Source organism: Acidocella sp. C78, from assembly GCF_907164655.1.
This window is the reverse complement of sequence record NZ_CAJQZK010000098.1, coordinates 1-19,504: the sequence shown is the minus strand read 5'-3', so window position 1 is coordinate 19,504 and position 19,504 is coordinate 1. Positions and strand designations below refer to the sequence as shown.

General features: G+C 68.7%; 19 protein-coding genes and 1 pseudogene. 8 read left to right on the top strand and 12 right to left on the bottom strand.

The features are described 5' to 3' along the window. The 4 genes and pseudogenes from ACIDOCELLA78_RS95755 to ACIDOCELLA78_RS95740 all read left to right on the top strand — a co-directional run. Nucleotides 1-296 (top strand): annotated as a pseudogene (locus ACIDOCELLA78_RS95755) (MFS transporter); the annotation flags it as partial. Beyond that, nucleotides 293-919 (top strand): MFS transporter, encoded by a 627-nt coding sequence (locus ACIDOCELLA78_RS95750; RefSeq protein WP_249676786.1) that lies wholly within the window; start codon nucleotides 293-295, stop codon nucleotides 917-919. The pseudogene ACIDOCELLA78_RS95755 and the gene ACIDOCELLA78_RS95750, both read left to right, overlap by 4 nt. Further along, nucleotides 916-1,392 (top strand): metallophosphoesterase, encoded by a 477-nt coding sequence (locus ACIDOCELLA78_RS95745; RefSeq protein ID WP_249676783.1) that lies wholly within the window; start codon nucleotides 916-918, stop codon nucleotides 1,390-1,392. The genes ACIDOCELLA78_RS95750 and ACIDOCELLA78_RS95745 overlap by 4 nt, the downstream gene beginning before the upstream one ends. Beyond that, a complete protein-coding gene (locus tag ACIDOCELLA78_RS95740) occupies nucleotides 1,329-1,595 on the top strand; it encodes a hypothetical protein (RefSeq protein ID WP_249676779.1) in 267 nt (88 codons plus the stop codon). Before ACIDOCELLA78_RS95745 ends, ACIDOCELLA78_RS95740 begins: the two co-directional genes overlap by 64 nt. A gap of 80 nt (nucleotides 1,596-1,675) precedes the next feature. Here ACIDOCELLA78_RS95740 and lpdA read toward each other — a convergent pair whose 3' ends face one another. The 7 genes from lpdA to ACIDOCELLA78_RS95705 all read right to left on the bottom strand — a co-directional run bounded on the left by lpdA (nucleotide 1,676) and on the right by ACIDOCELLA78_RS95705 (nucleotide 10,929). Then, nucleotides 1,676-3,067, bottom strand: coding sequence for a dihydrolipoyl dehydrogenase (lpdA, locus tag ACIDOCELLA78_RS95735; protein WP_201729761.1), 1,392 nt, complete (start codon nucleotides 3,065-3,067; stop codon nucleotides 1,676-1,678). Between the two features lie 10 nt (nucleotides 3,068-3,077). Next, the gene (gene odhB / locus ACIDOCELLA78_RS95730) at nucleotides 3,078-4,304 is read right to left on the bottom strand and encodes a 2-oxoglutarate dehydrogenase complex dihydrolipoyllysine-residue succinyltransferase (protein ID WP_201729760.1); all 1,227 of its coding nucleotides are present in this window, start codon (nucleotides 4,302-4,304) and stop codon (nucleotides 3,078-3,080) included. A 34-nt stretch (nucleotides 4,305-4,338) separates the two neighbouring features. Further along, the gene (locus tag ACIDOCELLA78_RS95725; RefSeq protein ID WP_201729759.1) at nucleotides 4,339-7,188 is read right to left on the bottom strand and encodes a 2-oxoglutarate dehydrogenase E1 component; all 2,850 of its coding nucleotides are present in this window, start codon (nucleotides 7,186-7,188) and stop codon (nucleotides 4,339-4,341) included. A gap of 192 nt (nucleotides 7,189-7,380) precedes the next feature. Then, nucleotides 7,381-8,256 (bottom strand): succinate--CoA ligase subunit alpha, encoded by an 876-nt coding sequence (gene sucD, locus ACIDOCELLA78_RS95720; RefSeq protein ID WP_201729758.1) that lies wholly within the window; start codon nucleotides 8,254-8,256, stop codon nucleotides 7,381-7,383. Then, nucleotides 8,256-9,452, bottom strand: coding sequence for an ADP-forming succinate--CoA ligase subunit beta (gene sucC, locus ACIDOCELLA78_RS95715; RefSeq protein ID WP_201729757.1), 1,197 nt, complete (start codon nucleotides 9,450-9,452; stop codon nucleotides 8,256-8,258). The genes sucD and sucC overlap by 1 nt, the downstream gene beginning before the upstream one ends. 121 nt (nucleotides 9,453-9,573) lie before the next feature. After that, on the bottom strand, nucleotides 9,574-10,728 hold the full coding sequence (gene zapE, locus ACIDOCELLA78_RS95710; RefSeq protein ID WP_201729756.1) for a cell division protein ZapE: 1,155 nt from the start codon (nucleotides 10,726-10,728) through the stop codon (nucleotides 9,574-9,576). Nucleotides 10,729-10,779: 51 nt separating this feature from the next. Further along, entirely contained in the window at nucleotides 10,780-10,929 is a 150-nt protein-coding gene (locus tag ACIDOCELLA78_RS95705; RefSeq protein ID WP_201729755.1) for a DUF2474 family protein, read from the bottom strand. A gap of 204 nt (nucleotides 10,930-11,133) precedes the next feature. On the opposite strand from ACIDOCELLA78_RS95705, the gene ACIDOCELLA78_RS95700 reads away from it, so the two are divergent. Both ACIDOCELLA78_RS95700 and ACIDOCELLA78_RS95695 read left to right on the top strand, forming a co-directional pair. Further along, nucleotides 11,134-12,489: a gamma-glutamyltransferase gene (locus ACIDOCELLA78_RS95700; RefSeq protein ID WP_249676776.1), complete on the top strand. Its 1,356-nt coding sequence runs from the start codon at nucleotides 11,134-11,136 to the stop codon at nucleotides 12,487-12,489. A gap of 7 nt (nucleotides 12,490-12,496) precedes the next feature. Next, a complete protein-coding gene (locus ACIDOCELLA78_RS95695) occupies nucleotides 12,497-13,666 on the top strand; it encodes a pyridoxal phosphate-dependent aminotransferase (protein ID WP_201729754.1) in 1,170 nt (389 codons plus the stop codon). Between the two features lie 70 nt (nucleotides 13,667-13,736). Here ACIDOCELLA78_RS95695 and ACIDOCELLA78_RS95690 read toward each other — a convergent pair whose 3' ends face one another. After that, nucleotides 13,737-14,492, bottom strand: coding sequence for a CBS domain-containing protein (locus tag ACIDOCELLA78_RS95690; RefSeq protein ID WP_249676773.1), 756 nt, complete (start codon nucleotides 14,490-14,492; stop codon nucleotides 13,737-13,739). A gap of 27 nt (nucleotides 14,493-14,519) precedes the next feature. Further along, the gene (locus ACIDOCELLA78_RS95685) at nucleotides 14,520-15,269 is read right to left on the bottom strand and encodes a Crp/Fnr family transcriptional regulator (RefSeq protein WP_249676770.1); all 750 of its coding nucleotides are present in this window, start codon (nucleotides 15,267-15,269) and stop codon (nucleotides 14,520-14,522) included. Nucleotides 15,270-15,495: 226 nt separating this feature from the next. On the opposite strand from ACIDOCELLA78_RS95685, the gene ACIDOCELLA78_RS95680 reads away from it, so the two are divergent. Further along, complete coding sequence (locus ACIDOCELLA78_RS95680; RefSeq protein ID WP_249676767.1) at nucleotides 15,496-15,942, top strand: hypothetical protein; 447 nt, start codon at nucleotides 15,496-15,498, stop codon at nucleotides 15,940-15,942. Nucleotides 15,943-16,156: 214 nt separating this feature from the next. Here the strand turns inward: ACIDOCELLA78_RS95680 and ACIDOCELLA78_RS95675 are convergent, their stop codons facing one another. Genes ACIDOCELLA78_RS95675 through ACIDOCELLA78_RS95665 form a run of 3 tightly spaced genes read right to left on the bottom strand, consistent with a single transcriptional unit; the run spans nucleotide 16,157 to nucleotide 19,152 of the window. Next, nucleotides 16,157-16,369 carry a hypothetical protein gene (locus ACIDOCELLA78_RS95675; protein WP_201729752.1) on the bottom strand — a complete coding sequence of 71 codons (213 nt, stop codon included), beginning with the start codon at nucleotides 16,367-16,369 and terminating at the stop codon, nucleotides 16,157-16,159. Between the two features lie 17 nt (nucleotides 16,370-16,386). Next, complete coding sequence (gene cydB / locus ACIDOCELLA78_RS95670; RefSeq protein ID WP_201729751.1) at nucleotides 16,387-17,526, bottom strand: cytochrome d ubiquinol oxidase subunit II; 1,140 nt, start codon at nucleotides 17,524-17,526, stop codon at nucleotides 16,387-16,389. A gap of 12 nt (nucleotides 17,527-17,538) precedes the next feature. Then, nucleotides 17,539-19,152: a cytochrome ubiquinol oxidase subunit I gene (locus ACIDOCELLA78_RS95665; protein WP_201729750.1), complete on the bottom strand. Its 1,614-nt coding sequence runs from the start codon at nucleotides 19,150-19,152 to the stop codon at nucleotides 17,539-17,541. A 154-nt stretch (nucleotides 19,153-19,306) separates the two neighbouring features. Between ACIDOCELLA78_RS95665 and ACIDOCELLA78_RS95660 the strand changes: the two genes are divergently transcribed. Continuing rightward, nucleotides 19,307-19,504: hypothetical protein (locus tag ACIDOCELLA78_RS95660; protein WP_201729749.1), on the top strand; the 198-nt coding region annotated here is incomplete at its 3' end.

The following is a 19,504-nucleotide window of genomic DNA, read 5'->3' as shown; positions in this document are numbered from 1 at the left end:
CGGACGAGTATGCCGAGCGCCAGCGGATCACCAGCCTGCGCGAGGGCGGCACCATTCTCGGCATCCTGATCTCGGCGCTGGCACCGGTGCTGCTCGGCATCACCGCGCATGTCGGGCAGGCGCATCTGCTCGCGCTGCTGACGATCGGTCTGGCGGGGCCGGCGGTGGCGCTCGCGCTGGTCGCGGTGCCGGACCCGCCCGCCGTGCGGCGCGCGGCGCCGGCGGGGCTTGGCGCGGCGCTGCTTCTGATCGGCGGCAATGCGCCGTTCCGCCGGCTGATTCTGGCCTGGCGGTGAACGGGCTGGCGAACGGGCTGCCGGCGGCGTTGATTCTGATCGTGTTCGACAAGGTGCTGCACGCGCCGGATGCCTCGGGGCCGATCCTGCTGGTCTATTTCGCGGCCGGCGTCGTCTCGGTGCCGCTGTGGCTGACGCTGTCGGTGCGGGTGGGCAAGCACCGGGCCTGGACGATCGCGATGGCGGTTTCGGGCGTCGCCTTCGCCTTCGTGCCGACGATCCTGCGCACGGCGCATCCGCTGGTCTGGTTCGGCGTGATCAGCCTGTTCACCGGCGCCGGGCTGGGGGCGGATTTCACCATTCCGCCGGCGATTCAGGCGGATGTCGTCGATGTCGACGAGCTGGCGAGCGGGGAGAGGCGGGCGGGGCTGTATTTCGCCGCGGCGACGATGGCGCAGAAGGCCGGCAACGCGCTGGCGCCGGGCATCGCCTTTCCGCTGCTGGGGCTTGCGGGATTTTCGACCCACGGCCAGAACGGGTCGATGCAGGTCATGTTTCTTCTCGTGCTCTATTGCGGCGTGCCGGCGGCGCTGAAGATCGCCGCCGCCGCGATCATGCGGCGCTTCCCGATCGACCGGGCGGCGCAGGAGGAGCTGCGCGCGGCGATCGCGGTGCGGGCGTGACGGCGCTGCCGCCGCCGGGCGCGAAGCTGCGGGTGGTGGGGGACGTGCATGGCGATTCCGCTGCCTTCGCCGCGGCCTGTGCCACGGAGCGCTTCATCGTTCAGCTCGGCGACCTGGTGGATGACGGGCCGGACACGCCGGGCGCGCTGCGGCTGATGTTCGGCCTGCTGGATGCGGGGCGCGGGCTCTTCCTGCTCGGCAATCACGACTACAAGCTGGCCCGCGCGCTGCGCGGCGACAGCGTGCAGGTGGGCGAGGCGCTCGCGGCCACAATCGCGTCGCTCGATCCGGCGACGGCGGCGCGGGCGGTGGCGGAGATTGGCCGGGCGCCGGCCTGGATCGTCGCCGGGCGGGCGGTGTTCGTGCATGGCGGGTTCGACCCGGCGATGTTGTTTACCCCGCGCGGACGATGGCGGGCAAGCGCGACCGCTTGCTGGCCCGCGCGCTCTATGGCCAGACCACCGGGCGGGTGACGGCGATGGGCAAGCCCGAGCGCGTGCTCGACTGGGTGGACCGGATTCCCGAGGGCATGACGGTTTATTGCGGCCACGACCAGCGCAGCACCAACGGCCGGCCGCTGACGCTGGAAGGGCGCGGCGGCGGGCGGGCGGTTATGATGGATACCGGCGCCGGCAAGGGCGGACACCTGTCCTGGCTGGATATCGATTTGCCCTGATCTCCTGAACGGAGATGAGTATGTCCCGATCTCCAGGGCGGAGATCGGGACATGCCAAGGTTAGTTCATCCGACGAATTGTCAGATGTGCAGCGCCCGCCCGTCGACCGCCAGGGCCGCTTCCTTCACCGCCTCGTTGAGCGAGGGATGGGCGTGGCTGGTGCGGGCGATATCCTCGGCGGAGGCGCCGAACTCGATCGCCAGCACCAGCTCGGCGATGATCGTGCCGGCATCCGGGCCGATGATATGGGCGCCGAGCAGCTTGTCGGTCGTCTTGTCGGAGAGGAGTTTCACGAAGCCGTCGGTCTCGCCCATGGCGCGGGCGCGGCCATTGGCCATGAAGGGGAACTTGCCGACCTTGTAGGCCAGACCTTCGGCTTTCAGCTCCTCCTCGGTCTTGCCGACGGAGGCGACTTCGGGCCAGGTGTAGACGACGCCGGGGATGGCGCCGTAATTCACATGGCCCGCCTGCCCGGCCAGCAGTTCGGCGAGGGCGACGCCCTCTTCCTCGGCCTTGTGGGCGAGCATCGGGCCGGCGATGACATCGCCGATCGCGTAGATGCCCGGCACATTGGTGGCGAAATGGCCATTCGTCCGGACCCGGCCGCGCTCGTCGGTGGCGACACCGACCGCATCGAGCCCGAGACCCTCGGTATGGGCGCGGCGGCCGATCGCGACGAGGACGACATCGGCCTCCAGCGTTTCGGCGGCACCGCCCTTGGCGGGTTCGAGCGTGAGGGTGACGCCCTTCGCGGTCTTCGAGGCGCCGGTGACCTTGGTGCCGAGCTTGAACTTCATGCCGAGCTTGCCGAGGGTTTTCTGGAAGGCGGTGGCGACCTCGCCATCCATCGTCGGCACCAGACGGTCGAGGAACTCGACCACGGTGACCTCGGCGCCGAGGCGGCGCCAGACGCTGCCGAGTTCGAGGCCGATATAGCCGCCGCCGATCACCACGAGATGTTTCGGCACGCTCGCCAGCGCGATGGCGCCGGTGGAGGTGACGATCTGCGTCTCGTCGACCTCGACGCCGGGCAGCGGCACGCTTTCGCTGCCGGTGGCGATGACGATGTGTTTCGCGGCGTATTCCTTGCCGTCGACCACGATGGTGCTGGCGGACTTGAAGGACGCGGCGCCCTTGAGCCAGGTGACCTTGTTCTTCTTGAAGAGGAACTCGACGCCCTTGGTGTTGGCGCCGACGACCTCGTCCTTGTGGCCCATCATCTTGCCGAGATCGAAGGCGACGTTTTCGGCGGTGACGCCGTGGCGGGCGAAGCCGTGCAGAAGCTCGTGGTAGTTCTCGGAGGATTGCAGCAGCGCCTTGGAGGGGATGCAGCCCACATTGAGGCAGGTGCCGCCGAGGGTCGCGCGCTTTTCCACGCACGCGACCTTCATGCCGAGCTGGGCCGCGCGGATGGCGCAGACATAGCCGCCCGGACCGGCCCCGATGACGATGACGTCGAACTGATCGGCCATGACGCTCTCCTCAGATGTCCAGCAGCAGGCGGCGGGGGTCCTCGATGCTTTCCTTCACCCGGACGAGGAAGGAGACCGCCTCGCGGCCATCGATGATGCGGTGGTCGTAGGACAGCGCGAGATACATCATCGGCCGGATCTCGACCTTGCCGCCGACCGCCATCGGGCGATCCTGGATTTTATGCATGCCGAGGATGGCGGATTGCGGCGGGTTGATGATCGGCGTGGACATCAACGAGCCGAACACGCCGCCATTGGTGATGGAGAACGACCCGCCCGAAAGCTCGTCGAGCTTCAGCGCGCCGTCACGGGCGCGCTTGCCGAAATCGGCGATGGCGCCCTCGATCTGCGGGACGTTCATCTGGTCGGCGTCGCGCAGCACCGGCACGACGAGGCCGGAGGGGCTGGAGACGGCGATGCCCATGTTGACGAAGTTCTTGTAGACGATCTCGTCGCCGTCGATCTCGGCGTTGACCGCCGGGAACTCGCGCAGCGCGGCGACGCAGGCGCGGACGAAGAAGCTCATGAAGCCGAGGCGGACGCCCTTGTGCTTCTTCTCGAACACGTCCTTGTATTCGGAGCGCAGCGCCATCACCGGGCCCATGTCCACCTCGTTGAAGGTGGTGAGCATGGCGGCGGTGTTCTGCGCTTCCTTCAGCCGGGCGGCGATGGTCTTGCGCAGGCGGGTCATCTTCACCCGTTCCTCGCGGGCATCGGCGGCGCGCTGGGCCTTGGGCGCTGCGGGCGCCGGGGCGGCGGCCGGCGTCTCGATGAAGGCGAGCACGTCGCCCTTGGTGATGCGGCCGTCCTTGCCGGTGCCATCGACCCGGGCGGCGTCGATCTTCTGCTCGGTCATCATCTTTTGCGCGGCGGGCATCGGCGCGTGGCCGCTGCGGGCGACCGGGCCGGAGGGCGGCGGCGGCGGGTTGACGCCGGGCTGCGGGTTGGCGGCCGGGCGGGCTTCCGCCGCGGGCTCGGCCGGTTTCGGCGCGGCGCCGGCGCCGGCGCCGAGCGTGCCGAGCAGGGCGCCGACCTCGACCTCGGCCCCCTCATCGGCGGCGATCGCCTCGATCGTGCCGGCCTGCGGCGCGTTGACCTCGACGGTGACCTTGTCGGTCTCCAGCTCGACGATCGGCTCGTCCTGGGCGACGGTTTCGCCCACTTTCCTGATCCAGCGCGCGACGGTCGCGGTGGTCACGCTCTCGCCGAGGGTGGGAACCTTGATTTCGGTGCTCATGCTTCCTGCCTTACTTCCTGTTCCTGCCCGCGCCTCAGACGCCGAGCGCTTCCCTGACCAGGGCCGTCTGCTCGGCGGCGTGGATTTTCGCAAGCCCCGTCGCCGGGCTCGCCGCCGCCTTGCGGCCGGCGAAGCGCGGGCGCGAGGCGGCCATTTTCGTCGCGGCGCACTCCAGCGCCGCCTCGATCCGGCGGTCGAGGAAGTGCCAGTAGCCCATGTTCTCGGGCTCTTCCTGGCACCAGATCACCTCGGCGTTCACGTAAGCCTCGATCGCGGCCTTCAGCGCCTTCTTGGGGAAGGGATAGAGCTGCTCGATCCGCACGATCGCGACATCGTCGATCCCGCGGTCGCGCCGCTCGGCGAGCAGGTCGTAATAGACCTTGCCGGAGCAGAGCACGACGCGGCGGATTTTCTCGGGGGCCGCCAGCGCGTCGGTCTCGGGGATGACGGTGCGGAAGGCGGAGCCGTTGGTCATGTCCTCCAGCGCCGAGATCGCGAGCTTGTGCCGCAGCAGGGATTTCGGCGTCATGATGATCAGCGGCTTGCGGAAGTTCCGCTTGAGCTGGCGGCGCAGCGCGTGGAAATAATTGGCCGGGGTGGTGATGTTGCACACCGCCATGTTGTTCTCGGCGCAGAGCTGGAGGAAGCGCTCGGGGCGGGCGGAGGAGTGTTCAGGCCCCTGCCCTTCATAGCCATGCGGCAGCAGCATGGTCAGGCCGGACATGCGCAGCCACTTGCTCTCGCCGGCGGCGATGAACTGGTCGATGATGACCTGCGCGCCATTGGCGAAGTCGCCGAACTGGCCTTCCCAGAGCACCAGGGTGCGCGGGTCGGCCAGCGAGTAGCCGTATTCGAAGCCGAGCACGCCGGCCTCGGAGAGCAGCGAGTTGAAGATCTCGATGCGGGACTGCGCCTCGTCGATATTGTTGAGCGGGACGTATTCGTTCTGGTTGGTCTGGTCGATCAGCACGGCGTGGCGCTGGCTGAACGTGCCGCGCTGGCAGTCCTCGCCGGAGAGGCGGACGCGATGGCCTTCGAGCAGGAGGGAGCCGAAGGCCAGGGCCTCGCCGGTCGCCCAGTCGATCCCCTCGCCGGTGCGGATCATCTCGGCCTTGGCTTCGAGCTGGCGGGCGATTTTCGGGTTGACCTCGAAGCCCTCGGGGACGTGGGCGAGGGACTCGCCGATGCGGCGCAGCGTTTCGAGGGTGATGGCGGTGGGTTCCTCGGTCTCGCCCTCCTCGTCGCGCGCGGAGTTGAGGCCGGCCCAGTGGCCTTCCAGCCAGTCCGCCTTGTTGGGCTTGTAGCTGGCGGCGGCCTTGTAGGCCTCTTCCAGGGTGGCGACGAAATCCTTGTGGATCTGGTCGGATTCGGCGGTGCCGACCGCGCCCTCGGCGGCGAGGCGCTCGGCGTAGAGGGTGCGGGTGGTCTTGCGGCCGCGGATCGCCTGATACATCAGCGGCTGGGTGAAGGCGGGCTCGTCGGTCTCGTTATGGCCGTGGCGGCGGTAGCAGACCAGGTCGATCACCACGTCCACCCCGAATTCCTGGCGGAACTCGGTGGCGAGCCGGGCGACGAAGACCACCGCCTCGGGATCGTCGCCGTTCACGTGGAAAATCGGCGACTGCACGGATTTGGCGACATCGGTGCAGTAGAGGCCGGAATAGGCGTGGGCCGGCACGGTGGTGAAGCCGATCTGGTTGTTCACCACGATATGTATCGTGCCGCCGGTGCGGTAGCCGATGAGCTGGCTCATCGCCAGGGTTTCGTAGACCAGGCCCTGGCCGGCGAAGGCGGCGTCGCCATGCATGAGGATGCCCATGACCGAGCGGCGGCCGCGGGTGTCGCCCGCCATGTCCTGCCGGGCGCGTACCTTGCCGGCGACCACGGGATCGACCGCCTCGAGATGCGAGGGGTTGGGTTGCAGCGAGAGATGCACCTTGCGGCCGGCGATCGTCAGGTCGGTCGAGGTGCCGAGATGGTATTTGACGTCGCCCGAGCCCTGCACCGCATCCGGCTTGAAGCTCTCGCCGCCGAATTCGGAGAAGACCGCGGTGAAGGGTTTCTTGACGATGTTGACCAGCGTGTTGAGCCGGCCGCGATGCGGCATGCCGATGGCGATTTCGCCCACACCGCTCTCCGCCGCCGTCTCGATGATGGCGTGCAGCGCGGGGATGGTGCTTTCGCCGCCTTCGAGGCCGAAGCGCTTGGTGCCGACATAGCGGCGCTGGCAGAAGGTCTCGAAGCCCTCGGCCTCGGTGAGCTGGGTGAGGACGCGGCGCTTGCCGGCCGCGTCGAGCGCGGTGCGCCAGGGCGCACCCTCGACGCGGCGCTGAATCCAGGATTTCTGCTCGGGGTCCTGGATGTGCATGAACTCGACGCCGATCTTGCCGCAATAGCTCTCGCGCAGGATGGCGATGATCTCGCGCATCGTCGCGGTTTCGCGGCCCAGCACCATGTCGATGAAGATCGGCCGGTCCATGTCGGCGTCGGTGAAGCCGTAGCTCGCGGGATCAAGCTCGGGGTGGGGGCCGGGCCGGCGCAGGCCGAGCGGATCGAGATCGGCTTGGAGATGGCCGCGCACGCGATAGGCCCGGATGAACATCAGGGCACGGATCGAATCGATCGTGCCCTGTCGGGAGAGTGGCGCCTCCTTGCCCGGCGCGGCCGGGGCGGCGGGTCGCTCGAAGCTGACCGGTCGCGGCGCCCAGGAGGCGCCGGCCGCATCGCCCAGCACCGATCGCGCATCGTCGCCGAGGGCGGCGAACAGGCTGGCGAAATCCGGATCGACCGAATCGGGAGCCTCGACCCATTTCGCGTAGAGGTTGGCGATGAAGGCCGCGTTGCCGCCATTCATCGCAGTCGCAAGAATATCCACACCCGCCATCTCAGATGTCCCTCGGCCGTGTTGGGCTCATGGAGTTCGCGCCGGCACGGAGCCGGCGCGTTTCGAAAATCGTGTTCGTGACATAGTCCAATCGGTGCGGCCGTTGCACCGCCGACAATCGCCTCTGGGATGCTTTCCTTGCATGAAGCCCCCGCGATCGGAAACGGTGCGACAAACCCGACGACCTCGGCGTTACGCGCGAAGCGCCTTGACCATGGTGCTGCCCAGCGAGGCCGGGCTGTCGGCCACATGGATTCCGGCGGCTTTCATCGCCTCGATCTTGGCCTGCGCGGTGTCGCGCCCGCCGGAGATCACGGCGCCGGCATGGCCCATGCGACGGCCCGGCGGCGCGGTGACGCCGGCGATGAAGCCCACGGTGGGTTTCTTCACCTTGTTGCGCGCCAGGAACTCGGCCGCCTCGATCTCGCTCTGCCCACCGATTTCACCGATCATGATCAATGCCTCGGTTTCATCATCGGCCAGAAACATTTCCAGAACGTCAACGAAATCGAGCCCCTTCACCGGATCGCCGCCGATGCCGACACAGCTCGACTGGCCGAGCCCGGCCGCGGTGGTCTGCGCCACCGCCTCGTAGGTGAGCGTGCCGGAGCGCGAGACGATGCCGACCTTGCCGCGGCGGTGGATGTGCCCCGGCATGATGCCGATCTTGCAGGCATCCGGGGTGATGACGCCCGGGCAGTTCGGCCCGACCAGGATCGATTTCGAGCCGGCGAGCGCGCGGTGGACCTTCACCATGTCGAGCACCGGAATACCCTCGGTGATGCAGACGATCAGCGGGATCTCGGCGTCGATCGCCTCGAGGATGGCGTCCGCCGCGAAGGGCGGCGGGACGTAGATCGCGCTCGCATCGGCGCCGGTCGCCTCGCGGGCCTCGGCCACGGTGTCGAACACCGGCAGGTCGAGATGGCGGGTGCCGCCCTTGCCCGGGGTGACGCCGCCCATCACCTTGGTGCCGTAGGCGATCGCCTGTTCGGAGTGGAAGGTGCCCTGCGCGCCGGTGAAGCCCTGGGTGATGACCTTGGTTTCGGCGTTGACGAGAATAGCCATTATGCGGCCTCCTTCACGGCGGCGACGATCTTCTGCGCCGCGTCAGCGAGATTGTCGGCCGCGATGATGGGCAGGCCGGATTTGGAGAGGATGTCCTTGCCGAGCTGCACGTTGGTGCCCTCGAGGCGGACGACCAGCGGCACCGAGAGCGAGACCTCGCGCGCCGCGGCGACCACGCCCTCGGCGATCACGTCGCAGCGCATGATGCCGCCGAAGATGTTGACCAGGATGCCTTCGACATTCGGGTCCGACAGGATGATCTTGAAGGCCGCGGTGACGCGCTCCTTGGTCGCGCCGCCGCCGACATCGAGGAAGTTCGCGGGCTCGGCGCCGTAGAGCTTGATGATGTCCATCGTCGCCATCGCGAGGCCGGCGCCGTTGACCATGCAGCCGATCGAGCCATCCAGCGCCACGTAGTTCAGGCTGTGCTTGGCGGCTTCGAGTTCCTTCGGGTCTTCCTCGGCCTCGTCGCGCAGCTTTTCGAGATCGGGGTGACGGTAGAGCGCGTTGTCGTCGAAGCTGACCTTGGCGTCGAGCGCGACGACCTCGCCGGCGCCGGTGACGACCAGCGGGTTGATCTCGACGATCGCGCAATCGAGTGCCACGAAAGCCTTGTACATCGCGTTCACGAATTTCGCGAAGGCCTTCATCTGGGTGGCGTCGAGCCCGAGGCCAAAGCCGAGGCGGCGGGCGTGGAAGCCGGAGATGCCGCTCGCCGGATCGACCGCGACGCGGAGGATTTTCTCGGGGTGCGTCTCGGCGACTTCCTCGATCTCCATGCCGCCCTCGGTCGAGGCCATGATGACGATCTCGGATTTCGCGCGGTCGACCAGCAGCGAGAGGTAAAGCTCGCGCTTGATGTCGCAGCCGGCCTCGACATAGACGCGGCGGACGACGCGGCCGGCCGGGCCGGTCTGCTTGGTCACCAGCGTGTTGCCGAGCATCGCCTCGGCGGCGGCGGCGACGTCCTCGGGGGATTTCGCGAGGCGGACACCGCCCTTGCCCTCGGGATCGTCCTTGAAATGGCCGGCGCCGCGGCCGCCGGCATGGATCTGCGACTTCACGACATAGACCGGGCCGGGAAGCTTGCGCGCCGCCTCGGCGGCCTCCTCGCCGGTCCAGGCGACATGCCCGTCCAGCACCGCGACGCCATAGGATTTCAGCAATTCCTTGGCCTGGTATTCATGTATGTTCATTGGGCCCCCTTACGGTGATCATTCGCCTGTCACTCGAAACCGATTGCCTGCGCGCCGTCCGTCCCGGGCGGAGCCGCCGTCGTGCGGCCTAGACCAATGGCCGGGACGGCGCAACCGCATCTCAGGTGAGATGCGCGAGGGCGAAATAGGCCTCGCTGCGCATTTCCTCGAGGCGGGAGACGGTGCGCTCGAAGATCGCGACCCCCTCGCCCGAGGTGTAGAGGGCGGCGGGTTCCGCCGCGGCCGAGGCGTAGAGCTTCACCCGGTGCTCGTAGAGCGCGTCGATCAGGGTGATGAAGCGCCGCGCCTCGTCGAAATTGTCCGGCGACAGGCGGGGAATCCCGTCGATCAGCACGGTGTCGTAATGGGTGGCGAGGGCGAGATAATCCCCCGAGCCGAGCGCCTGGGCGCAGAGGGCCGCGAAGTCGAACCGGGCGACGCCGCTGGCGGCGAGCGGCACGGCGAGCTTGCGGCCGAAGACGGTGAGGGTTTCGGCGCACGGGGTCGCGCCGCCGGTGAGTTCGGCGAACACATCATCGAGAGCGCGCTCGGCGCGGCCATCCGCGGGGACGTACCAGTTGCGCGCACCGCGCACCCGCTCGCGCCGGTAGTCGCGCCCGCCATCGAGCACCATCACGTCGAGATGGCGCTTGAGCAGGGCGATGAAGGGGCGGAAGCTCTCATAGCCCGGCTTGTTGCGGTAGAGATCGTCCGGCAGGGTGTTGGACGTGGCGACGACGACGACGGCGCGGGCGAACAGCGCCTCGAACAGGCGGGCGAGGATCATCGCGTCGCCGATGTCGTGGACCTGGAACTCGTCGAAGCAGAGCAGCACGGAGTCGGCGGCGATGAGGTCGGCGAGGGCGAGTACCGCATCGGCGTCGGGCCGCTCGGCGCGCAGCCGGTGAAGCCGCGCATGGGCCTGCTGCATGAATTCGTGGAAATGTACCCGGCGCTTGCGCGGCACCTCGGCGGCGGCGAAGAACAGGTCCATCAGCATGGACTTGCCGCGCCCGACCTCGCCCACGAGATAGAGACCGGAGGGGTAGTCCTCCGGCACCTCGTCCACCCGCTTCTTGTTGAGCAGGCGGCCGAGCCAGCCATTGGGCAGGGCCTTGGGCGTGGGATCGTAGCCGCGCAGGCGGGACCAGAGTTCGTGCAGACGCTCGGCGGCGCGGCGCTGCACCGGGTCCGGCAGGATCGTGCCGGCCTCGATCCGCGCCCGGTAGGCCGACATCAATCCGTCATCGGTCCGCTCTGGAGCCTTCATGAGCATGAGCAGGGCGGGTAGCGCACTCCATGCGGCGGCGCAACATCGGCCCGGTGGTCAGGCGGGGACGAGGGATTGCAGGGCGAAGGCGAAGATTCCAAAAGCGATCACGCTCGCGACATAAATGAGCGAGAACCAGGCCAGTTTGCGCAACTTGTTATGGTTGCGCAAAGTGCGGTTCAGCCACGCGTCGATCGTCGTCAGCATTGTTGCGGTCTCCTGCTGCATCGTGCCCGCGGGCGGGCGGCGCGCCCCCCTCGATGCCGCCGAATTGGGGTGCGGGGGCGGCGGCGCAACCCGCGCCCGGCGCGGGGCTGGATGGCTTCCGTGTTGCCCGGCCGGGCGAAGGCGGTTATCCCGGTGTCTCTCCTGTCGTATTCCACAGTCACGAGGATGGCGAATTTGTCGATCTTGCGCCGCACCGCCCCGCTCGCCGCCGCTCTTCTGCTCGCCGGCTGCGGCCTGACGAACGACCTTGTCGGCGGCGGCGGCAACGCCCGGCTGGGCGAGCCGCGGCCGCAGGCGCCGGTGACGGGTTTCGTCGTCACCCCGGTGCCGGAGGCGAGCGTCGCCGCGCACGAGGTGTTGCAGAAAGGCGGCAACGCGGTGGACGCCGCGGTGGCGGCGGGGTTCGCGCTCGGCGTGACGCTGCCCTCGCGCGCCGGGCTCGGCGGCGGCGCCGTCTGCCTCATCGACATGCCGCATGACGAGGGCGGCACCGGCCGGCCGGTCGCGCTGCTGTTCCCGCCCGGCACGCCGCGCGGCAGCCAGGCCGGGGCCTCGCGCCCGGCGGCGGTGCCGCAGATGGCGCGCGGGCTGCTCGCCATGCAGGCGCGCTACGGCGCCCTGCCGCTCGCCGCCGATATCGCGCCCGCCGCCTCCATGGCCGGCGGCGGCGTGCCGGTGTCGCGCGCGCTGGCGGCCGATCTTGGCGTGGTGGGCGATGCGCTGCTGGCCGATCCGGCGGCGCGCAACGTGTTCGCCACCCCCGACGGCCGGCTGTTGCAGGCCGGCGAGACGCTGCGCCAGCCGGACCTCGCCGCCACGCTCGCACGGTTGCAGAGCGGCGGGGTGCTGAGCTTCTACCAGGGGCATCTGGCTGACAGCCTGCTCGCCGGGGCGGCGGAGGCGGGCGCGGGGCTGACGGCGACGGACCTGCGGGCCGATGCCGCGCGCTATGCCAGCCCGGATATCGTTCAGGCGCTCGGCGCCGAGATCGCGCTGCCGCCGACCGCCGCCGGGATCGGCACGCGCGCGGCGATCGAGGCGCTTGCGAACGCGCCGGACGATCTCGCCGGGGCGGGGCGCGATGCGATCGCCGCCGCCGCCGCCGCGCGGCATGTGACCGGGTTCGGCGCGCTGCCGGCCTCGGCGGGATATGCGATCGCCGATGCGAAGGGCGGCGTGGTCGGCTGTGCGACGACGATGAACAACCTGTTCGGCACCGGGCGGATCGCCACGGGGACCGGCATCCTGCTCGCCGCCTCGCCCAGGCGGGTCAGCCCGCCGCTGCTGAGCGTGGCGCTGGCGACTACGGATGGCGCGTTCCGCGCGGTGACGACGGGGTCGGGACAGGCGGGCGCGCCGCTCGCCGCCGGGGCGGCGATGGCCGAATCGCTGCGCGCCGGCCAGGCGATGCCGCATCCGGTGCCGGCGCCGGGCCGGGCGAATGCGATCGCCTGTTCCGGCACGCTGCCGGGCGCGCCGCACTCCTGCGCCGCCGCCGCCGATCCGCGCGGCGGCGGGCTCGCCATCGGGTCGCGCTGAGGCGGCGATGGCACTGAAAACCGGCACGGCGGCGCGGGTTCCGCCCTTTCTGGTGATGGACGTGATTTCGGCGGCCAACGCGCTCGCCGCGAGTCCGGCGGCGGCGAACCGGCGGGTGATCCGCATGGAAGTCGGCCAGCCCGGCGCCGGCGCGCCGGAGGGGGTGCGCCGCGCCATCGCCGCCGCGATGGCGGGGGGTGATCCGCTCGGCTATACCGAGGCGCTGGGCCTTGCCGGGCTGCGCCAGCGGATCGCGGCGCATTACGCCGACTGGTACGGGCTCGACCTGCCGGCCGCGCGCATCGCGGTGACCGCCGGGGCCTCGGGCGGGTTTCCGCTGGCCTTCCTCGCCGCCTTCGAGCCGGGGGATACGATCGCCCTCGCCGCGCCGTGCTATCCGCCCTATCTGAACATCATGACCGCGCTCGGGCTGCGGCCGCTGCTGCTGCCGGCGACCGAGGCGACCGGGTTCCAGCCGACGGTGGCGATGATCGAGGCGCTCGATCCGCAGCCGGACGGGCTGCTGATCGCCTCGCCGGCCAATCCGACCGGGGCGATGCTGCACCCCGACGACCTCGCCGCCCTCGCCCGGCATTGCCATGCGAACGGTATCCGGCTGATCAGCGACGAGATCTATCATGGCCTGACCTATGGCAAGACGGCCGCGACCGCCGCCGCCTTCAGCCCCTCGGCGATCGTGATCAACTCGTTCTCGAAATATTTCTCGATGACGGGATGGCGCGTCGGCTGGATGGCGCTGCCGGAGGAGCTGGTGCGGCCGGTGGAGTGCCTGGCGCAGAACATGTTCATCTGCGCGCCGCATGTCGCCCAGCGCGCGGCGGCGGCGGCGTTCGACTGCCACGCCGAGCTGGCGGCGCGGCGCGATGCCTATGCCCGCTCGCGCGCCCTGCTGCTCGACGCCCTGCCCCGCGCCGGGATGACGAAGCTCTCGCCGGCGGATGGCGCCTTCTACATCTATGCCGATATCGCCGCGAGCGGGCAGGACAGCGCCGAATTCTGCCGGGCGATGCTGCACGACCTGCACATCGCCGCGACACCGGGGCATGATTTCGACACCGCGCGCGGCGGCGATTTCGTGCGGTTTTCGTATTGCGCCGACGAGACCGACATCGCCGAGGCGGCGCGCCGGCTGACCGCGGCGCCGCCCGGCAGGTGAAACGCCCTATCATATTGATAAATAGAGCATCTTTATCCGATCAGATGTTTCCATCTGATCGGATGATGCTCTAGTAGGAGCCGAAGGCGACCCCGCTGGTGGGATCGACATAGACCATTTCATCGGCGACCCGGCGGACGCCGCCGATTCCCTCGGCCAGCACGATCAGCGCCATCCGCTCGGCATCGCTGAAGACCGGGCCGGAGAGGGTCGCCACACCGTGATCGACCCTGACCTCGATGGTCGCCTTGGGCGCCCAGTTGGTTTTCTCGATGGCGGCGCGGATGCGGGTGGCCACCACGTCGTCGCTCACCGGGGTATCCTCGATCACCAGCAGGGCGGTGATCAGGCGGGAGAGGATGTTGCGCCGGTTGAGCATGCCGAGCAGGACCTCGCCCTGGACGACCGGCAGCTGCTTCACATGGTAGGTTTCCATGATGTCGATCGCATCGCTCAGCGGCGTGTCGGGGCCGACGCTGCGGACCGGCGTGGTCATGATTTCGCCGACATGGCGGCCGCGGGTGCGGGCGAACTGGCGGGCCGAGGTTTCCGGCGCCAGGAAGCCGCGCCACCAGCCGATTTCCGGCACGGTTTCAAGCTCGGGGCGGCGGAGCATGTCGCCATCGGTGACGATTCCGAGCAGGCGGCCGCCGCGGTCGATGACAGGAAGGGCCGAGAGGTTCTGGTCGAGCATGATGCGACCGGCATCGGCGAGGGTGGTTTCGGGCTCGACGGTGAGCGGCCCCACCGTCATGATCTCGCGCACGTTCATCGGGTCCTCCTTCTGGATGAAGGCGATGATGGTCGCCCTGCCCGGCTCGCGCATTGACCTGCGTCAACCGCTGCCGGCGGATCAGGCGCCGGCGCGGGCGATGTCGTGCAGGGCGTGCGGCCTGACGACGCTGATGTTGTGGTCCGGCGTCACCTCGATCACGCCCTGCTTGCGCAGCGCGGAGAGGGCGCGGGAGACGGTTTCGATGGTCAGGCCGAGATAGTCCGCAAGATCGGTGCGGGTCATCGGCAGGCGCAGCGAATCGGTGCCGCCGCCGCACAGGATCGCCCGGCGGCTCCAGCCGTCGATGAAGCTGGCGAGCCGCTCGATGGCGCTCTTGCGACCGAGCAGGAGCATCTGTTCCTGGGCGACGATCAGCTCGTGCGAGGCGACATCGAGCAGGCGGCGCTCGATGGCGGGAAAGCGGGAGAAGACGCCGCGCAGCTCGGTGCGGTCGAACCGGCAGAGGCGGACATCCTCGATCGCCTCGGCGCTGAAGGTGTAGCGGTCGTCGGCGGCGAGGCCGACGAAATCGCCGGGGCCGACGAAGCCGGTGATCTGCCGCCTGCCATCCGGCAGGTCCTTGTGCAGCCGCGCGGTGCCGGCATTGATGTTGAAGAAATAGCGCGCGCTGTCGCCCTCGATGGCGAAGCTGTGGCCGCGGGCGACGGTGGTCTGCCGGGCGACGCTGGCGAGGAAATGCAGGTCTTCATCGGCGAGGGCGTCGCACAGGCCGATATGCCGCGCGCCACACCCTGCGCAGAGACCCGGAATGATGGCTTCGGAAAGATTGATCGGCGAACGATGCGCCCGATCCCGCTGCTCCAACATCTGCGTGCCCTTCTGACGTCTCAGCTTCTAATGTCTAGGCCAGTCGAACTGCCACGTGCAACCTCAATCATTTTAAACCGACTGTTCATTATGGTATCGACCGGGAGGACGGACACGCATTTGCGGGTCGGCATTTGATGAGGGTTGCGGCGGTAATGCTTGATTTCGATCAAGGCGGGATATGTCGCGGCGGGCAATCCTGTCATGCTTTTTGATGATGGGGAACATGCACGAACCGGCATTCCTGATTGAACCGATGAACGAGGCGCAGATCGACCCGTGTTTCGTGCTGGCGCGCCTCGTGCAGCCCTGGCTCGACCTGCCGCGCTGGCGCCGGCACGCGCGGGGAATGCTGGCGGCGGACCCGAACCGGCGGGGGACGATCACGATCCGCTGGGTGCGGCGCGACAATCCGTGCGGCCTCGCCTGCTATCGGTGCATGAGCGATATCGAGCACGGGCTGGTGATGGCGGTGCGGCCCTTCGCGGTGATGGACCCGCTGCATGGGCGGGAGCTGCGCGCCGCCATGGCGACGCGGCTCGCGGCGATGGCGCGGGCAGCCGGGTGCGGGGCGATGCGCATCATCTCGACCGGGCCGGACATGCCGGCAGATGCGCTCGCCAGCATGGCGCGGGCGGTCAGCAGCACCGGCGAGCATACGTTCCTGTTCTGAACCCGACCGAAGCGCGCGGATGAACCTGGGACCGGACGCGAACGCGCCCCGATCCGGCGGATCGGGGCGCGCGCGGGCGCCTGTGCGGGGACGCCGCCTCGCCGTCAGGGGAAATGACGGCGGGCGTAGAGCCAGGCGATGACGTAGAGCCCGAGATAGACGAACGGGATGAACAGGATGAGGCCTTCGAGTCCGCCGAGCATGGGGGGTCTCCTCAGTGGGTGTTGCCGGTGTGATTGCCGCGGGCGCGCATGGCGCTTTCCTGCGCCTCGAACAGGACCGCGCCGCTGGCGGCGATCAGCACGATCATCACCGTGCCGACGAGCCAGCCGAAATACCAGGGGCCCTCGTCGCCGGTAACCACCGCGAGCAGGATGGAGGCGACCAGAATGCCCCCGAGGGCGACGAACTTGATCATGGACAGCATGGATGGTGCCTCCCGCTTCAGTAGGAGTGGTCGTTGGCGATGACGGCCTCGGTTTTCACCTTGCCGCGCATGACGCGGAAGGCCCAGGCCGTGTAGCTCAGGATGATCGGCACGAAGACCAGCGCGAAGGCCAGCATCCAGCCGAGATTGTAGGCGCTGCCCGAGGCGTTCCACACCGTCAGGCTCTGCGCCGGCGCGGTGGTGGAGGGCATCAGGAAGGGGAACATCGCCGCCCCGGTGGTGAAGATCGTGCCGATCCAGGCCAGCGCGCCGAGCCACCAGCCGAGAATGGGTTTGCGGGCGGCAAGAGCGAGCGGCCCCGCGATCATGCCGAGCAGGCCCACGGCCGGCAGCAGCCAGAGCACCGGGTGCTGGTGGAAATTGTTCATCCAGGCGCCGGCGCGCATCGCGACCGCGGGGCCGCCGAGCGGGGTGGCCGGCATCGCCGGGTTGACCGGGGCGGTGTAGGCGAAGCCCTTGATGAAGCGGACCCAGACGCCGCCGATGGCGAACAGGGCGGCGGCGAGCAGGCCGGCCGGCACCGCGTAGCGCCGGGCGCGCTCGGCGATCGGGCCCTCGCCGCGGATCATCAGCATCGCCCCGCCCTGATGCACCGCGAGGGCGAGCGAGAGGACGCCGCACATCACCGCGAAGGGGTTGAGCAGGTACCAGACGAAGCTTTCATCCTGGTAGTACTGGCCATCCCAGCCGAAATGGAAGCCGACCCCCTGGAGCACGTTGCCGAAGGCGGCGCCGTAGATGATCATCGGCAGGGCGCCGGAGATCAGGAACGCCCAGTCCCAGGCCGCGCGCCAGCGCCGCGCATCGACCTTGGAGCGGTATTCGAAGGCGACGGGGCGCATGATCATGCTGAAGAGCAGCAGGATCATCACCACGTAGAAGGTCGAGAAGGAGGTGGCGTAGAGCGTCGGGAAGGCGGCGAAGATGGCGCCGCCGCCGAGGATGAACCAGACCTGGTTGCCATCCCAGTGCGGGCCGATCACGGCGAGCGCGGTGCGGCGCTCGGCATCGGTGCGGCCGACGAAGCGCAGCAGCGCGCCGACCCCCATGTCCATCCCCACCATGATGCCGAGGCCGCAGAGCAGCACCCCGAGCAGCACGGCCCAGATCACCTTGAGCGCGATATAGAGTTCCATGGCGCGACTTCCTTATTGCCAGGACTTGTCGGCGAAGCCGGGCCGCATCAGCGACGGGCTGGCGACGACCTCGACCGGGTGGGCATGGGCATGCTCGCCGGGGCCGAGCCTGGCGTATTTGAACATCAGGTAAAGCTCGGCAGCGATGAACAGGCTGTAGAGCAGCGCGAAGCCGATCAGCGAGAACAGCATGTAGCCGACCGTGTGGCTGGAGGCGGACTGGAAGGTCGGCAGCCAGCCATAGACCGTCCAGGGCTGGCGGCCGTTCTCGGCGGTGATCCAGCCGAACTCGCAGGCCAGCACCGGCAGCGGGATCGCCCACATCGCCGCGCGCATCACCAGCGGGTGTTTCTCAAGCTCGTTGCGCAGGCTGTAATAGGCGCCGAAGGCGAAGACCGCGAGGAAGGCGAGGCCGAGGCCGACCATCAGGCGGAAGCTCCAGAACTCGACGAAGACGTTGGGGATCGATTCGCGGCCGGTCTTTTGCAGGATGGCCGGCAGGTTGGCCTGGGTGATCTTGGAGAGATCCTGATCCGGCGCGAAGCGCTGGGCGAGGAAGCCGTAGCCCATGTCCGCCTCGTTCTTGCGGAAGGCGGCGAGCGCCGCCGGGCTGTGGGTTTCGCCATATTGCTTGAGCGCGATCACCGCCTGGATGCCCTTCGCGGCGCGGGCCTGGGCCTGTTTCTCAAGATCGTCGATGCCGGGGATGCGGACGTTCCAGGCATGCGCGACCAGCGGGGTCAGCACATAGGGCACGCCGATCTCGAAATCGTTCTTCTGGGTGCGGTCGTTCGGCACGGCGGCGATCAGCCAGGGCGCGCCCGGGCCCTTCGTGGTGTGCCAGATGCCTTCCATCGCGGCGAGCTTGGCCGGCTGCACCAGATAGTCCATGCGGCCGAGCGCGTCGCCCAGCGTGACCACGCCGAGGGTGGAGATCAGCCCGAAGATCGCCGCGATGCGGAAGGAGCGGGCGGCGAATTCGCGATGCTGGCGGCGCAGCAGGTAATAGGCCGAGATGCCCATCACGAACATCGAGCCGGTGACGAAGCCGGCGATCGAGGTGTGGACGAATTTCGCCTGCGCGTCCTGGCTGAAGACCAGGGACATGAAGCTGTGGAACTGCATGCGCATCGTGTCGGGGTCGAACCTGGCCCCGGCGGGGTCCTGCATGAAGCCGTTGGCGATCAGGATCCACAGCGCGGAGAGGTTCGAGCCAAGGGCGACGAGATAGGTGATGGCGAGATGGGCGGGACGGCTCAGCCGGTCCCAGCCGAAGATCATCAGGCCGATGAACGTGCTCTCCATGAAGAAGGCCATCAGCCCCTCGATGGCGAGCGGGGTGCCGAACACGTCGCCCACGAAATGCGAATACATCGACCAGTTGGTGCCGAACTCGAATTCCATGGTCAGGCCGGTGGCGACGCCGATGGCGAAGTTGATGCCGAACAGCTTGCCCCAGAACAGAGCCATGTCCTTGTAGATCTGCTTGCCGGTGATGACGTAGACCGTCTCCATCGTCGCGAGCAGGAAGGTCATTCCCAGCGTCAGCGGAACGAAGAGGAAGTGATACAGCGCGGTCAGCGCGAATTGCAGGCGCGACAGGTCGACGACTGTCGGGTCGATCATGGTGAACTCCTGGCCCGATGACCGGCGGGGACACCGCGCGGCCGTGGTTGGCATTGCCCCAACCGTTAGACCGCCGGGCCGGCGCCGCATTGATCTGTATCAATCCGTTGCAGTCGGGCTCAGAAGTGGCGGATATCTCGATCAGCCGTGACAGATGCGCCACAGGCCCCGCGCCCCGGCGGAGCGCGCCGAAGCTTCCGTCGGCGACGATGCGGCCCCGCTCCAGCATCACCACGCGGTCGTCATCGGCCAGGTGATCGAGCCGGTGGGTGATGGCGATCACCGTCCGCCCGGCGGCGAGGCCGGCGAGCGCGCGGCGGAATTCGGCCTCGGTCAGCGGGTCGAGCCCCTC